General features: G+C 60.5%; 16 protein-coding genes. 10 read left to right on the top strand and 6 right to left on the bottom strand.

Annotated features, from left to right (window positions below):
• Positions 1-32: 32 nt before the first annotated feature.
• Together V7M64_RS01065 and V7M64_RS01060 are read left to right on the top strand one after the other, a co-directional pair.
• Positions 33-650, top strand: coding sequence for an NAD(P)H-dependent oxidoreductase (locus V7M64_RS01065; RefSeq protein WP_333676398.1), 618 nt, complete (start codon positions 33-35; stop codon positions 648-650).
• Positions 651-720: 70 nt separating this feature from the next.
• A complete protein-coding gene (locus V7M64_RS01060; protein WP_333676397.1) occupies positions 721-1,170 on the top strand; it encodes a GNAT family N-acetyltransferase in 450 nt (149 codons plus the stop codon).
• 292 nt (positions 1,171-1,462) lie between these two features.
• On the opposite strand, the gene V7M64_RS01055 is transcribed toward V7M64_RS01060, so the two are convergent.
• Complete coding sequence (locus V7M64_RS01055) at positions 1,463-1,735, bottom strand: hypothetical protein (protein ID WP_333676395.1); 273 nt, start codon at positions 1,733-1,735, stop codon at positions 1,463-1,465.
• A 473-nt stretch (positions 1,736-2,208) separates the two neighbouring features.
• On the opposite strand from V7M64_RS01055, the gene V7M64_RS01050 reads away from it, so the two are divergent.
• The 3 genes from V7M64_RS01050 to V7M64_RS01040 all read left to right on the top strand — a co-directional run bounded on the left by V7M64_RS01050 (position 2,209) and on the right by V7M64_RS01040 (position 4,563).
• On the top strand, positions 2,209-3,492 hold the full coding sequence (locus V7M64_RS01050; protein ID WP_333676393.1) for an SGNH/GDSL hydrolase family protein: 1,284 nt from the start codon (positions 2,209-2,211) through the stop codon (positions 3,490-3,492).
• A gap of 278 nt (positions 3,493-3,770) precedes the next feature.
• Entirely contained in the window at positions 3,771-4,091 is a 321-nt protein-coding gene (locus tag V7M64_RS01045) for a hypothetical protein (protein WP_333676392.1), read from the top strand.
• Between the two features lie 106 nt (positions 4,092-4,197).
• Positions 4,198-4,563, top strand: a complete 366-nt coding sequence (locus V7M64_RS01040) for a response regulator (protein ID WP_333676390.1) — start codon at positions 4,198-4,200, stop codon at positions 4,561-4,563.
• A 174-nt stretch (positions 4,564-4,737) separates the two neighbouring features.
• Here V7M64_RS01040 and V7M64_RS01035 read toward each other — a convergent pair whose 3' ends face one another.
• Positions 4,738-5,598, bottom strand: coding sequence for a class I SAM-dependent methyltransferase (locus V7M64_RS01035; RefSeq protein ID WP_333676389.1), 861 nt, complete (start codon positions 5,596-5,598; stop codon positions 4,738-4,740).
• A gap of 172 nt (positions 5,599-5,770) precedes the next feature.
• Positions 5,771-6,400, bottom strand: coding sequence for a TetR family transcriptional regulator C-terminal domain-containing protein (locus V7M64_RS01030; RefSeq protein ID WP_333676388.1), 630 nt, complete (start codon positions 6,398-6,400; stop codon positions 5,771-5,773).
• An 89-nt stretch (positions 6,401-6,489) separates the two neighbouring features.
• Here V7M64_RS01030 and V7M64_RS01025 point away from each other — a divergent pair, with 89 nt between their 5' ends.
• The 3 genes from V7M64_RS01025 to V7M64_RS01015 are packed head-to-tail and all read left to right on the top strand — an operon-like array spanning position 6,490 to position 8,701.
• A complete protein-coding gene (locus V7M64_RS01025; RefSeq protein ID WP_333676387.1) occupies positions 6,490-7,395 on the top strand; it encodes an alpha/beta hydrolase in 906 nt (301 codons plus the stop codon).
• Positions 7,396-7,447: 52 nt separating this feature from the next.
• A complete protein-coding gene (locus tag V7M64_RS01020) occupies positions 7,448-7,882 on the top strand; it encodes a nuclear transport factor 2 family protein (protein WP_333676386.1) in 435 nt (144 codons plus the stop codon).
• 30 nt (positions 7,883-7,912) lie between these two features.
• Positions 7,913-8,701 carry an enoyl-CoA hydratase/isomerase family protein gene (locus V7M64_RS01015; protein ID WP_333676384.1) on the top strand — a complete coding sequence of 263 codons (789 nt, stop codon included), beginning with the start codon at positions 7,913-7,915 and terminating at the stop codon, positions 8,699-8,701.
• Between the two features lie 132 nt (positions 8,702-8,833).
• Here V7M64_RS01015 and V7M64_RS01010 read toward each other — a convergent pair whose 3' ends face one another.
• Positions 8,834-10,237 carry a sialidase family protein gene (locus V7M64_RS01010; protein WP_333676382.1) on the bottom strand — a complete coding sequence of 468 codons (1,404 nt, stop codon included), beginning with the start codon at positions 10,235-10,237 and terminating at the stop codon, positions 8,834-8,836.
• Positions 10,238-10,705: 468 nt separating this feature from the next.
• On the opposite strand from V7M64_RS01010, the gene V7M64_RS01005 reads away from it, so the two are divergent.
• Positions 10,706-11,266 carry a hypothetical protein gene (locus tag V7M64_RS01005; RefSeq protein ID WP_333676381.1) on the top strand — a complete coding sequence of 187 codons (561 nt, stop codon included), beginning with the start codon at positions 10,706-10,708 and terminating at the stop codon, positions 11,264-11,266.
• Positions 11,267-11,579: 313 nt separating this feature from the next.
• Positions 11,580-12,584: a DNA topoisomerase IB gene (locus V7M64_RS01000; RefSeq protein WP_333676379.1), complete on the top strand. Its 1,005-nt coding sequence runs from the start codon at positions 11,580-11,582 to the stop codon at positions 12,582-12,584.
• A 94-nt stretch (positions 12,585-12,678) separates the two neighbouring features.
• Here the strand turns inward: V7M64_RS01000 and V7M64_RS00995 are convergent, their stop codons facing one another.
• Complete coding sequence (locus V7M64_RS00995; RefSeq protein ID WP_333676377.1) at positions 12,679-13,431, bottom strand: hypothetical protein; 753 nt, start codon at positions 13,429-13,431, stop codon at positions 12,679-12,681.
• Positions 13,432-13,437: 6 nt separating this feature from the next.
• The gene (locus V7M64_RS00990; RefSeq protein ID WP_333676375.1) at positions 13,438-13,794 is read right to left on the bottom strand and encodes a YciI family protein; all 357 of its coding nucleotides are present in this window, start codon (positions 13,792-13,794) and stop codon (positions 13,438-13,440) included.
• Positions 13,795-14,260: the final 466 nt, after the last annotated feature.

Here is a 14,260-nt window from a genome sequence, read left to right as displayed (position 1 = left end):
CACACTCACTGGCAATGGATAGGGTCCTTCGCTTGAATATCCTCCACATTGATTGCAGCCCGCGCCCGGCATCACACAGCCGCCAGCTTTCGGCGGGAATCGTTGAAAAAATCCTGGAGATTGCGCCCGAAGCGAGTATCAGCCGGCGGGACTTTGCCGTTGCTCCCCTGCCACACGCATCACCCGAGTATGCGATGACGTTGTCGTCCCCAGCCACCCTGGCAGCTCCGCTGAAGGGAGCGCTTGAGCTTTCCGAGGCGCTCATCCAGGAAGTCGAGGCGGCCGATGTCATCGTCATCGGGACGCCCATGAACAACCTGACTGTTCCGTCGGTGCTCAAGGCGTGGATCGACCAGCTCCTTCGCGCCGGTCGGACGTTCAAGTCGACACCGGCTGGAAAGATGGGGATGCTTCGGGATCGCCCGGTGTTTATCGGCATCGCTTCCGGTGGCGTCTTTACTGGTGAGCGTGCCAACCAGCCTGATTTCCTTACGACGTACTTGTCGGTCGTGCTGGCGAGCATCGGGCTGAAAACGGTGCAATTCCTGTCAGTGCAGGCGACTGCGTTTCTCGACAAGGACAAAGCGGTGCTGGCGAGAAACGAAGCGCTCGCGCTGATCGACCCCGCGATCATGGCAAGGCTTTCATGACTGGCGACAGCGGCGACGTTTCGAAATCCACGAACAGGATCGCCGCACCGGCGACATTCGTCGGGACAATATGAGACACGTCCAAATCAAGGCCATCGATGCCAGCGATTTCGGCGCGTGGGTGTTGCTTTGGAAACGGTATCAGCGCTTTTATGACGTGGATATCCCGGAGCCGGTGACGCGCCAGACCTGGGAACGCTTCCTGGAGCCGGTCGAACCGATGCACGCGGCACTTGCCGTGATGAGCGATCGCGCATTGGGGCTGGTGCATTTCATCCACCATCGATCGACCTGGACGACGAGCGACGACTGCTATCTCCAAGATCTTTTTGTTGAGGAAGATGCGCGTGGCGGCGGCATTGGCCGCGCGCTGATCGAGCATGTCTATGAGCAGGCAAAACGCCGCGGGATATCCCGGGTGTACTGGCAGACGCACGAATCCAACCATAACGCCATGCAGCTGTATGACCGCATTGCCAGTCGCTCGCCTTTCATCCAGTACCGAAAACTGATTGTCTGAAGCGCTGAAACGGGCCTGCGCTTGCACTCCACTGCTGTCCGGTGGAATTTTCCGCCGTTCTTGCGCGAAAGCTAAACGACGTCGTTCCAGCGAAAGCTCATTAGTGCCCAGCGCGATATGACGCAATTTAGGGCTCTTCTATCGAGGGCAGGCTCAAAATCGCCGTATTCCTTGGGGCCGTCATTCCCGCTTTCGCGCACTGCTGTCCGGGGAAAATGAAGTTCTTCAGAAATGCGCGGGCATGACACCCCGCATCGAAAATTTTCCATGGGAATTCAGTGCCATCAGCTCGTCATTCCAGCGAAAGCTGGAATCCAGCGACTTGAAAATCTGCAAAGGCACTGGATTCCAGCTTTCGCTGGAATGACGTCGTTTTAGCTTTCCCGCAAGAACAGCGAAAAATTTTCCCGGACAGCAGTGCGCTTTCGCGGGATTGACGGCCGTATGGGTTGCGCAGACGTACATGGGACACGCGAATTCCTTGCCGGACAGCAGCGAGCGGAAGCTGGAATGACGAGTTGAGAGCACTGAATTTCCATGGAAAATTTTCGATGCGGGGTGTCATGCCCGCGCGTTTGTGGAGAACTTCATTTTCCCCGGACAGCAGTGGCCTTCACCCGGGGACCACATCAATGAATCGAGACATTCATTGGCCTTCCGGTTTTTTGGTCAATTGGACCTTTCCAGTCGAAGCCGATGTTATGACGATGCGGTGCCGCGGCCGGTTATGAAGCAATGGTTTTGCGGTGCCGGTGCAGGGGTACTGCCGCGTCGCTACACATAATTCTTCACCCTGCTCTTCGCGGCGAAAAACGATCGCTATCGTGTCATCGAAATCGGGGCGCGCTGATAACGCCTCGGCATCACCTGTCATACGAATTCATCGCACGCCAGCAACAGAACGCCCGCTCCCCACACGTACCCAAGAACGTATTCACGTGTCCGCCCGCCCGGGTGGCTTGCTGCTTTCTGCACACGCTCCTGAACCGAACCACCCTCCGTAACCCACGTGCAGCCCACCACCAAGGAGAAACGGTTATGAGTACGCGCGTATTCCAGAGAGGCACCCGCACCTTTTCTTTGCTCGGAAAAGCCCTCGCCGTAATGGCGTTGGTCGTGCTTTTATCGGCAGCCTGCAATCAGCCGCCATGGTTCGCCACCTGGTACGCGGCGCCGCAGAATTACAACATCCTTTACCCTGGCATCACCGTTCCACCGCAGGCCATCTCCGATCAGTCGGTCCGCCAGATTGTCCACACATCGCATGGCGGCAGCCTGATCCGCGTCAAGCTGTCCAACTTCTTCGGAACCACGCCAGTGACGTTCGCCGAAGCCCACCTTGCACGCAGCACCGGCAACGGCGGCATCGATCCGGCCACGGATCGCAGGCTCCGGTTCGCCGGCAACCACACCGTAACGCTCGCGCCCGGCGAAGAACGGTGGAGCGATCCGGTCTACCTGCAGGTGCCGACGCAATCGGATCTGGCAATCAGCCTGTACGTGCCGCAGAACACGCCCGTCGTCACCACCCACACGATAGGCATGCAAACCAATTACCTGTCACCGGGCGACCAGGCCGGCGCCGCGGTCATGGCCAATGCCACGGCAACCACCATGTACTACTGGCTCAGCGAGGTTGACGCATCGACAGTCGGCTCCTCTGCCAACGGCACCGACCAGTGGGCGCATCCATACAAAGTGGTCGTGGCGTTCGGCGACTCGATCACCGACGGATACGGTTCGACCATCGATGCCAACCACCGCTGGCCCAACTACCTGGACAATCGCGTGCAGTCCGATGCGGAAGACCTCGGTCGCGTGAGCGTGGTCAATGCCGCCATCGCCGGCAATCGCTGGATCTACGACGGCGTAGGTCCCGCCGGCGTGACTCGATTCGCCCATGATGTTGCCGGCGTTTCGGGCGCGACCCACGTCATGATCCTGCTGGGCATCAACGACATTGGCATTGGCGAGGAAATTCCGCAGCAAAACGTTTCCGCCGACCAGATCATCGCGGCCATGCAGGCGACCATCGCCCAGGCGAAAGCCAACGGGATCAAGATCTACCTGGGCACCATAACTCCATACAACGGCGCCTCGTATTACGACCCCGCAGGGGAAATGAAGCGCGAGGCCGTGAACGCGTTCGTGCGCTCGGCAAACGGCGCCGACGGCGTACTTGATTTCGACCAGGTCGTGCGCGATCCATCCAATCCCACTGCCTTGTTGCCCGCCTACGACAGCGGCGATCATTTGCATCCCAACGACGCCGGATACCAGGCGATGGCGAATTCCATCGATCTGCGCGTGCTCGAAAACTGAACCACCCGGCAGCAACAAGCAACCGATGATGGAGGGCGGCGCCTGCGATGGCGACCGCCCTGCCCGCCGTCTATGTCAAAGCGCAATGCTTGCACGCGACATTGAACGACGATCAGCAGCCCAGCGCCTGTGTACCTGCGTGCGTTTGACGCGTTGCGCATGAAAGCTGCCACAGGATAAACGCGTCCGTGGCAACCATGTGCCATCGACTGTCATTGCACACGCCGCCGACGCGCGCCATTGCACAGTCGCCAGCAACCTCATGGTTTGTCCCGCCCATGTTTTGCATTCCCCAGCTCGCCCCCAAGCTATCGGCGCCGACGGCGGTGGTCGTGGAAGATCACCACACCCATCGCTTTCCCTCTCGCCAAGAAGCGTTGGCGTATGCCTTGCAGGAATGCCGCGAGGCCGCGCGCCGCGGCGCAAGCGACGCGGTGATCAAAATCCAGGGTACCGATGGCGCGTGGCGCACCTTTGACAGCCGCCTGCTGCCGATCCACGAGGCAGACGAACCGGCTGATTGGCCGTCCAACCTTGCGGACAGCCAAAAACCACCGATAGGTGGACAGCAGGCTTCCGGCAGCAGCCCTCAGCAATAAGGAATATGCCAAGTCGGACGAGGTTCGCTCGAACGTGAGCAGCGCGTGGACCTTTCGTTAACTTCGGCATCGCTATCCTTGCTCTTTCAAATGCGTGCGAACTTGAGTGTCCAGCGACTCCCAGCCGTTGAAAGCCTTTGTGGTTGAAGATCAGCCCATGGTCGCGTCCACCTTGATGGACGTGTTGGCAAGTTCGGGGATCGTCGTGGTCGGTCATGCGTACGACGTCCCCGCGGCATTCACATGGCTGGACCGTGGCTTGGTTCCTGACGTGGCGCTCATCGACGTCATGCTGCCCAGTGGCCCAGCCTATCCGATCGTAAACCGGTTACGAGAGCTCTCCACCACGACGCTCCTGATCACCGGACTGGCCTGCGATCAAATTCCCGCCGCTTACCAAGATCTTCCTTGCCTCGAAAAACCCTTTGGCATGCATGACTTGCTGAACGCGATAGCTGCCATCCATCCCTAGGGATGCTCTGGCCTACTTCAGGACCAGGCATGGCACTCAACCAGCGCACTGAGCAAGCGGCGCGGCGCGTAAAGCGCCAAAGGGCGATCTCGATCGACTGAACACAGGCGCCCCTTGCGAGGTGCAGCCTTGATGCTCCCCGCACTGGTTTTCGCCTGGCGCTTGCAAGCGCATCTATACCCGCGCAACAAGAAGTTCTTCGGCATTGTTCGGTGGGCGCAGGCCGTCATGCCGCTGCGAGAAGTAGCGTTGCGCCAACTGGTCTCCCGACACATGTTCGGCTTCGCCAAAGCCCGACGCCAAGGCGAGCGAGGTGATTTCTCCTGGCGTGTAGAAAGACACGAACGGCGTGCCGCTTTTGTGCGCAGCTGCGACTGCCATTTCCAAGCCTGGTCTCATGGCAGGGTCGGCCAGCTCTATCGGCACAAGAAAGCTCATGGCGAAGATTGAGCCGCGAGCGAGCGACGAAATTTGCCGCAATGTGGCACGGTTTGCCTCGCCGGTCAGATACATGCTCACCCCCATCGAGGCCACGACGGCTGGTTGCGCTGGATCGAAACCGGCCGCAACAAGTTTGGACCACCAGGAGTCCGATGCCTCGAAGTCGACGGGCACCAGACGCAGCCAATCCGGCAAGCCAAAGCCCATGTCGATCAGGCGTTGACGCTTCCACGCCTGCGCTCCCGGCTGATCGATTTCAAATACAGTCAGGCGCGATGCGAGCTCCGGCCAGCGCTGCGCAAAGCTGTCCAGGCCGGCGCCGAGAATGACGTACTGGGAAACGCCGTGCGCGAGCTGTTGCGCTATCAAGTCTTCGATGAAACGGGACCGGGCGACGACGGAGGCGCGGAAAGGCCGTGTGAACTGCGGATTCATGTCACCACGCGCCAGCCAGTCGTCACCTGGCGCGAGCAACTTCAAGCCGACCTCATCCTCAAGCACATGCGGCGCTGGATCGATGTTGACGTGGAGGGCACGCCACAAGGCGGTCCGTGCTGCAGTGCTGTCCGGCGCGGCTGCTTCTGCCGTCGTCATCACTAAACTCCAGAGAACACCGGTGAGCTGATTTTATCTCTGCATTTGTGTCCGCATGCCGCAGGTCCGCCGTCTCGACAGACAACCCGTCTGCCTTCGCCGACGGCCCTGTGGCCTGCGAACAGACAGGGCTGGTGACGACGGCGATACTTGATCAGTGTTGCCTCAAGGCTCACGCCTGCTGCCGCGGCGCCAGAACCATTCCGAAAATGACGTCCTTGAATTCGGCAAGGGCAGCGCCGTTTTTTTCCACGCGCATGCGCAGCAGCGCACCTTCCCAGCTGTTGAACATGAAGCGGGCCAGCAACGCCGCAGACCTGCGGTCGTCGATAGCTCCCTCGCGCTGCGCTTGGGCGATGCAACTTTCGAAGATGCCGCTCCAGGCATCCCATTGCGTGACCAGGTGTTCTCGTATCACTGCGCTGTGATCGGCGGCTTCGGCGCTGAAATTGCCCATCAGGCAGCCACGGGCATAGGCATTGGCGGCAAAGGCTTCGATCCGGTCGTCGAAATAAGCTTGCAGCCGGGCGAGCGGCGGCATGCCCGGATCGCAAAGGAACGTGCGCAGGCGTTGCTGGCCGAGCGTTGAGTAGGTGTCGATGACCTCCGCGCCGAATGTCTCCTTGCTGGCGAAGTGGTTGTAGAACGAACCCTTCGGCACGTCGGCGATATCCACGATGTCCTGGATGCCGGTCGCCGTGAATCCACCGGCATGGATTGTCTTCAGGCCCGCGCGAATCAGGTTGTCGCGGGTATCCAGTTTGGGTTTTGGCCCTCGGCGGGCGGGTGATCCAGCTTTCATTTTTTTCATTGACTAATTTAAGACGACTGGTCATATTATTTTCCAGGCCGGGACATTCGTCAAGGCAAACATGGGTCAGAGGAGGATTTATGGTCAGCACGATGGATGTCCGCATCCCGGCGGACGGCGATATTGAACTCGGCGCGCGCCTGTTCCTGCCGGCAGGCGCCGGTCCCAGGCCGGCCATCACCATGGCCCATGGCTTCGCCGGCACGATGGAGCATGGCCTTATCCGTTTCGCGCAGGCGTTCGCCGCCGCGGGATTCGTGGTGCTGGTCCACGACCACCGCAATTTCGGCGGCAGCGGTGGCGAGCCGCGCGGTGACATCGATCCCTGGCGGCAGATTGCCGATTGGCGTCGTGCGATCTCTTATCTGGAAAGCCGTCCCGAGGTCGATCCGGCCCGCATCGGCCTATGGGGAACTAGCTATGCAGGTGGCCATGCGATCGTGCTTGGCGCTACCGATCGCCGCTTGCGCTGCGTGGTCGCGCAGGTGCCGACCATCAGCGGTTACGAACAAGGCAAGCGCCGTATATCGCCCGATGCGCTACCGGCATTGGAGAACGCCTTCAACGAGGATGAAAGAGCGCAACTGCACGGCGCCGCGCCGGGCCGCCAAGCGGTGGTAAGCGCTGATCCGGGCATTTCGGCCGCTTATCGTTCGCAGGACGCCATCGATTTTTACCTGCAACCGATTCGAGCCGGATTGTGGGAAAACACCATCACGCTTCGCTCGACGCGAGCGGCGCGCACGTACGAACCCGGCGCGTGGATTGCCCGCGTATCGCCAACTCCCTTGCTGCTCGTCGTTGCACGAGACGACAAGGTGACGCTTACCGACCTTGCCCTCGCCGCGTACGAACGCGCACTTGAGCCCAAGCGGCTGGTGCTGGTACCCGGCGGCCACTTCGATCCGTATCGCAGCCAGTTTGCCCTGGCCGAAGCTGCTGCGACCGCATGGTTTGCCGAGCATCTCGGCAACGAATCCGCATAGCCAGAACAGTTACAGCCTTGCCCGGTCAATCCCATCTACAGGAGCATCCATCGTGATCAACGAACAGAACGCGAACACAATCAGCGCTGCGGACATCGAAGAGATCCGCGATCTTTTTCTACGCCAGGCCGCGGGCGAAACCGCGCATGACATCGAAGTGATCAAGTCCGTGCTTGCCAACACCCCGCCGGGACAACCCGACCCGGTGAACTTCGTGGCGCGTGCCTATCGTTTTTGGGGACGCGACGCAGTGGTCGATCATTTCCGCACGGTCTTCGCGGGAACCTGGCGCTTCGAGCCCGAAGAAGACGCGATCCGTGTTCTGCCGCTCGGACCGGATACCGCCCATATCTATGCACCCACACGCATCACCGTCGGTGCCGCGGGCCAGGCGGGAACGACCTATTCGTTTCTGGTCAACGAATTCGCTATCCGCACCGCCGAAGGCTGGCGCATTTCGGCGATCGTTCCCGTGCCGGCGCAGTGATCGCCACACCGACAACTCAGGATACGTGCCATGTCCCATCTCACCTGCACCATCGACCAACGCGTGGCGACCATCACGCTGCATAACGCGCCGCAAAACCGCATCGGCGACCAGATGGTCGAAGAGCTTGCTGCCGCCATCGCGCACATCGCAAGCAGCGACAGCCGGGCCGTGCTCTTGTGCGCGTCTGGCACCGACTTCAGCTTCGGTGGCGACATCTTGCCGTGGCCGGAACGCAGTCGCTCCGAACTGCGGGCAACCTTCGAACGCTACATGGAAGTATTCAACCGGTTCGAACAACTCCCCCTCCCCGTCGTAGCGGCCGTACAAGGGCTTTGCTTCGGAGGCGGCCTTGAACTTGCCCTGCGCGCGGACGTCATCTTCGCGTCGGAAACAGCCCGCTTCGGCCATCCCGAACAGACGCTCGGCATCGTGACCTTGCTTGGCGGCATCTACCGTGTTGCTGAGCGCGCCGGCCGTGCGCGCGCAGCGGAATGGGCGCTCACCTCCGAGCAGGTTTCCGCCGCGGCCATGGAGCGCGCGGGCGTCATCAACAAGCTCGTTGCGGACGACCACTTGCTCGCGCACTCGCGCGCCTTCGCGAACAAGCTTGCGAAAGGGCCGACGCGGGCGTTCGCGGCGCATAAGCTTTTGCTGCGCGCATGGGCGAACGGCGGCATCGCGGCGACCGACCAGATCATGTTTGATATCGCCATGCCGGTGTTTGATTCGCAGGACGCGACGGGTGGCATCGCATCGGCTGTCGATGCGATCAAGAACGCGAGGCCGCGGCCTGTGTTTCCTTTTGAAGGCCTATAAGGCGCAAGCGTCAATCACAACCGGTGTGTTGAGCAACGGCGTGTTTTTTATAGCGGGCGAGAATGGCGAGGCGACGCTCGCCACGATCGCATCTGGCGGCTGAAACACTTTTGCGACTGGCAAAGTCCGATCTTAGCGAAACGTCGCCGTCCCCACGTTGACAACGGTGTTGTTGTCGCGCCGCCGCTCTCCCGGCCCCGCTTTGCCTTCCATTGGTGGCGTCTGGACATGCTCCGTCCAGACGCCATAGACATGACCGCCATGCACTGCCAGGCCACTGTAGTCGCCCATGAAAACGTTACGCATCGTGAAAGGCTGCTTCGTCCACGCGTAGTTGACGAATGTATTGCCGTGATCCGTCGAGCGGGCCAGCGTCACAGTGGCGGCACGATTGCGGGGATCGGCGCGGCGATCGTAGAAAGACACATACACATCGCCGGTCACCGCATCCACCGCCAACGCCGGAAAGAAATGATCGGCACCATTGTTCAAGGGATCGTCATTGACGCGTACCGCCGGCGTCCAGTGATTGCCGTCGTCGACGGAGGTGGAAAGAAAGACATCTATACCGCCATTTCGATAGTCGGCCCACGCCACATACAACCTTCCACGCGGTGCGCCGGCCGTGGCACGCGGGTCGATCGCAAGTTGCGGAAACCCATTGGCGCGGTCCAGGTCCGCAATGCCGTACATGATGGGCGCGGTGGAAATGACGTCACGCGCTTTGGAGAAGCTGCGGCCACCGTCCTTCGACAGCGTGAAGGCGATGTGCCTGGTATCCGCCCACACCGCGTAAAAGGTTCCATCCGGGCCCACTACGCCCCAGAATCCTTCGTTGGCGCCGGTGGCATCGCGCGGCAAGCCAGGATGCGCATCGATTTCCATCGGCGTGGACCAGCTCAAGCCATCGTCCGTGGAACGGCTCAGCAGGATTTCCGATCCGGTCAAAGTCCAGCGCGTCCATCCCACGTAAAGATTCCCGGCATGCGGGCCGTGACTCTGGTCCGCGACGATGAACGGCTTGTCTTCCCATAGCGGTGGCGGATGGTCGCCGAGATGCTCGATGACTGCATGCGCCTGGCTCTCCCACGTCTTGCCACCCTCCAGCGAACGGCGGATGTAGAGGCCGCCGGCGGGTGCGTTGTGCGCCCAATAATCTTCCGTACCCAGCTTATTGAAAGCCATATAGCTGGCGATGGCATGGCCATTGGTGTCGTAGGTGACCGAAACGTCTCCCGACACCCGCCACTCCGGTGGCGCCACCCTGGGTACGTCATTCCAATGGACGCCAGCGTCGTTGCTGAAAGCGACATGGACGTTGTCCTGGTAGATCGCCGTGACCTTGTCGGGATCCAGCGGGCTGATCGCGATACCCGGCTCGGTGAAGAAACCCGGCTTGGTCAGCGTCGTCACCGTTGCCTGAGGCGCCATCGGTTCGGTAGCGGTGTCGGCAGCAAGAAGGCTGACAGGAATCGCGGTAGCGACCAGGCATGCGACACCCGACGCAAGCCGGCCCGGTTTGACAAAAAACGCCATGAATGGTCCCCGCCTTGGCGCGCAAGCTTTGCACAATGAGCCATGGATTCTGCGCCGCTTCCCTTCAGGCGTCTTGTAGTACTTGCCTGACCCATCTGCCGAATCCTGCACAAACGGCCGGCCGCATGGATATGCCCGTCCTGGGGAGAAAGCCGAGGCGACGGTTTACCGGCAATCCGCCGTATCCGTCAGGCCTGACAGGCGAATGGACCGCCTTTGTAGGAATTCGCCTACAGAAGAAGACGAAACAGCCTGATAGCCCAACTCTCTTTCCTGACAGAGAATGGCGCCATGTCCCGTAAGTCCCGCCGACGTTCGGCTGGTGACACGGATGTCAGGAGCGGCAAGGAAGTCGCGATCCGACGAGTGGGGCATCACTCACAGGATGTGTCAAAAGCCCCGGCTCTGCCGGGGCTTTTTCGTTGTCACGGGCAGCGCTGTCAGGCATACCTATCGGCAGGACCATGCATGGGAGCGGCGGTGGTGAGGCTATGGCTCGGTATTGGCAAGGCGGTCGTGGTCGGGGCTTTTTTCTGCCTCTGCACCCTCATCTGGGTCAGGGTTGAGGGTATTGGCTCGCCCTGGCTCGGACTCTTCTGCATGTTCTACTTCATGGGCACGGCCAAATCGGCAGAACCACAGTTCCTGTTCCGCATGCCCGCCGGCCTGAGGGCCGTCGATTCAAATGCCACCGCCGCAGGTGCCGCGGATCGATGGGGTATTCGAAGCTTTGGCAGCTTCCTTCGGAATACCCCGCTTCGTTATCTCAACCACTCCGTTTATCTCACGAGCCCAAGACAGGACTTTCCCGCCCTGCTTCGAAAGGCGGAGTCCGCGGAGACCATTCACTTCTGGGCAGCCGTGCTGTTTACGCCATATATCGCCTACATCGCATTTCGCGGTCTTTTTGCCGAGGCGCTGCTGTTCGTGCTGATCCAGGCAGTGTTCAATCTCTATCCCATCCTCCATCTTCGCCTCGTTCGTGCACGCTTGACCCGGCTCCTGGAACGGAAGGCCGGCGTGCAGTAAGCGGCCGCACTGCTGCAGCGAATGGCATGTTCCCGAGCAACGAACTGGGCTTTCGTCCTGCCTACGCATCAACGTCCATGGGATGACGTTGGCGCAAAGGGAAAGGCATCAAGCAGCTGTGATGGTCAGCTCCAAAACACTGCACGCGCTGTCCCCCAAACCGGGCCGAACGTTGCCGCCATGCACTCGTCACATCCTGTCAACGCCGACTGCTGATCAATGTCTTTCCATTCTGCTTGGCTAGATCGACGGCAACGCGATGGCGGTATCGGCATCGACTGTTTTAAAGAAGCGCATTCGTGCGCGAGGCCTGGTGTACGTAAGCGACCGGGAGCCGGGCATCCGGCGTGTGCGCTGCGGCAAGGGCTTTGCGTATCGCCATCGCACCGGGCGTCCGGTCACGGATCGGCGCATCCTGCAGCGCATTCGCAGCCTGGCCATACCGCCGGCCTACAAGGACGTATGGATCTGCGTGGATCCGCACGGCCATCTGCAAGCCACTGGCCGCGATGATCGCGGTCGCAAGCAATATCGCTATCACCCCGGTTGGCGGCAATTTCGCGATGCGGGCAAATTCGCCAACCTGGTTTCGTTCGGCCGGGCATTGCCGGCCATTCGCCGCAAGGTGCGCAGCGACTTGGCGTTGCCGGGACTTTGCCAGGCCAAAGTGGTGGCGACGATCGTCGCGCTGTTGGACAAAACCTTGATCCGCGTCGGCAACGAAAACTACGTGCGAGAGAACGGCAGTTATGGATTGACGACCCTGCGTTCCCGCCATCTCAAGCATGAACGGGGCCGGCTGCGGTTCGTGTTCAAGGGCAAGAGCGGTGTCGAGCGCGACGTGGAGCTGGACGACCGGCGCCTGGCCAGGATCATCCGCCGTATCCACAAGCTACCGGGGCAAAAGCTGTTCCAGTATCTGGATGACGATGGCGTTCGCCAACCGGTGGATTCCACTGAAGTGAATCAATACTTGCGGGAAGCCGCAGGTTCTGCTGATGACGAATGCTTCACGGCGAAGACCTTTCGCACCTGGGGCGCGACCCTGCTTGCCGCCAGGCTGTTGGCGAAACGTCCGTTGCCGGAAACGGGTGGTTTGCGTGCACGTACACGCGTGGTCACCGGCGTGATCAAGGAGGTCGCCGAGGCCATGGGCAATACACCAGCCGTGTGCCGCTCTTCCTATATCGATCCGCAGGTGATCAACGACTGGCTCGATGGCCGTCTCACTGCGCAAGCGTTCGCGAGCTTGCGTGGCGACAGACAGGAACGCGCCCTCGTGCGCTATCTCGAAAAGCGCCACCGCCTTGGGCCGTAGCGTTGCGCGTAGTCATAAGAGAATTGCAGGTGGCGCGACGCAATCGTGACGGCGCGGGCATTGCCGAGGCATCCCCGCGCCGCAAGATCGCGTATCAATGATGCATGTCCACGGGTGTTCCGTCGGACCAGGTCGGCGCCGCAACCAGGAATACGAGAATCGGCGGCAATCCGTTCGCCTGGGTGGCTGCCTGCGGCGTGATGAACCAGTAGGGACTGGACATCACCGGTGAACCCTCGGCGCCGGATCCCCAATCCTTGCTGTCCTTGACCTGCGTATCGAACATCAGATGCGGCATGTTGTGCATCCCCTCGTCGGTCAGATACGACGACTTCGACATCATGTAATCCATCGCGCCGTTTTCGAGGGCCGGCAATTGTTTATCCGCATAGGCGGCCTTGACGGCTGCCAGCATCTGCGCCTTGGAACGCCCCGCCATCGCCAGCTTGGCGCGCAGATAGAAGACAGGCACGATCGAACGCGCAGCTTGCGGGTTCAGGCAATCGGCGGCCCGTATTTTCGGATTCCAGAATTCGGGCCAGTCAAACGGTCCCGTCCAGCTTCTGCCCACCACGCATACGAATCCGTTCTTGCCTTCGACCGCCTTCTCGTAACCCTTGCGCCCCAGCACCAGCACCGTCGCATCTCGCGAGATGGATGCGGGCGCCGCACTGCGCGCCAAGGCGATCTCCGCATTCCGATCCGGCATCAGGTATTGATCGACGGCGCCCATCTTCGGATACGGGTTGGCGGCATCTTGTGCCATTGCGTGATGAACCACGCCAAGCCCGACAAGCAAGGCGGAGCATTTCATCAGGAAGGCGCCGATCGTGTTGTTGTTACGCATGGCTGCTCAGTCCTCTGCGGGGGCCGGGTTGAAGAAAATCTCACGCACTTCGACTACACCCGGCAGCGCCTGGGCGCCTTTGCGCACCCATGCCAACACCTCGCCCAGGTTGTCGGTTTCCAGGATCGAAAGGCCGCCTACGTACTCCTTCGCCTCCAGGTACGGCCCATCCGTGACGATCACCTCGCCACCGCCTTGCGACTTCACGGTCACGGCCTTCGGGCTCAAGCCGCATGCAAACTTCCTGACGCCCGCCGCGATCATTTCCCGGTTGAGCGCATGGATGGACTGGATGGTCTCTTCGGTGACGAGCGATGGATCGAAGTCCGCGGGAATATAGGTGGAAATCAGATATTGCGGCATGGTCCTCTCCGGATGGGTCTTCCATCGGGCTGGCTGCCCGATCTTCATTGGAACGACGAACGGCAGGCGCGGAATTCGACCGGCTGCCCGAAAAATTTTTCTCTTTTTCTTCCATCGCCAGTTCGGGAAACGAGAGGCGGAAGAAATTGCAGTAGTCCAAAAGAGACTTTCGGAACGCCAGCTTTCCCGGCGCGGCATAGCGCGGCCAGTCGGCTCGGGTCCAGTCCACGTCCAATAGCTTGCACTCCTCGAACACGGCACCGGTAACTTTTAAGGCAACACTGAATAAGTATCGCCGTCGTCACCAGCCCCGTCTGTCGAAAGATTTTTCTTCCAGTACGGTGTCGGCCAGGTCCAGGCCTGAGAAGTCTTCTTCGAACAATTCGTTGCGTTCCAATAGTTGTGCGTTCATGGCTTTCTTCGAGTGCCTGGTAGGGTTGCTGTGTTTTTTTCTTTGCTGTCGAGG

Origin of the sequence: Dyella sp. (genome assembly GCF_036746095.1) — a bacterium.
Taxonomy (GTDB): domain Bacteria; phylum Pseudomonadota; class Gammaproteobacteria; order Xanthomonadales; family Rhodanobacteraceae; genus Dyella_B.
This window is presented reverse-complemented; position numbering and strand designations above follow the sequence as displayed.

What these genes read in the sequence shown, in the direction of transcription:
- V7M64_RS01035 (WP_333676389.1), bottom strand. Translation starts at nt 5,598, where the DNA reads ATGACGACGGCAGAAGCAGCCGCGCCGGACAGCACTGCAGCACGGACC.
- V7M64_RS00995 (WP_333676377.1), bottom strand. Translation starts at nt 13,431, where the DNA reads ATGCGTAACAACAACACGATCGGCGCCTTCCTGATGAAATGCTCCGCC.
- V7M64_RS01005 (WP_333676381.1), top strand. Translation starts at nt 10,706, where the DNA reads ATGGGAGCGGCGGTGGTGAGGCTATGGCTCGGTATTGGCAAGGCGGTC.
- V7M64_RS00990 (WP_333676375.1), bottom strand. Translation starts at nt 13,794, where the DNA reads ATGCCGCAATATCTGATTTCCACCTATATTCCCGCGGACTTCGATCCA.
- V7M64_RS01010 (WP_333676382.1), bottom strand. Translation starts at nt 10,237, where the DNA reads ATGGCGTTTTTTGTCAAACCGGGCCGGCTTGCGTCGGGTGTCGCATGC.
- V7M64_RS01050 (WP_333676393.1), top strand. Translation starts at nt 2,209, where the DNA reads ATGAGTACGCGCGTATTCCAGAGAGGCACCCGCACCTTTTCTTTGCTC.
- V7M64_RS01025 (WP_333676387.1), top strand. Translation starts at nt 6,490, where the DNA reads ATGGTCAGCACGATGGATGTCCGCATCCCGGCGGACGGCGATATTGAA.
- V7M64_RS01055 (WP_333676395.1), bottom strand. Translation starts at nt 1,735, where the DNA reads ATGACACCCCGCATCGAAAATTTTCCATGGAAATTCAGTGCTCTCAAC.
- V7M64_RS01060 (WP_333676397.1), top strand. Translation starts at nt 721, where the DNA reads ATGAGACACGTCCAAATCAAGGCCATCGATGCCAGCGATTTCGGCGCG.
- V7M64_RS01030 (WP_333676388.1), bottom strand. Translation starts at nt 6,400, where the DNA reads ATGAAAGCTGGATCACCCGCCCGCCGAGGGCCAAAACCCAAACTGGAT.
- V7M64_RS01015 (WP_333676384.1), top strand. Translation starts at nt 7,913, where the DNA reads ATGTCCCATCTCACCTGCACCATCGACCAACGCGTGGCGACCATCACG.
- V7M64_RS01045 (WP_333676392.1), top strand. Translation starts at nt 3,771, where the DNA reads ATGTTTTGCATTCCCCAGCTCGCCCCCAAGCTATCGGCGCCGACGGCG.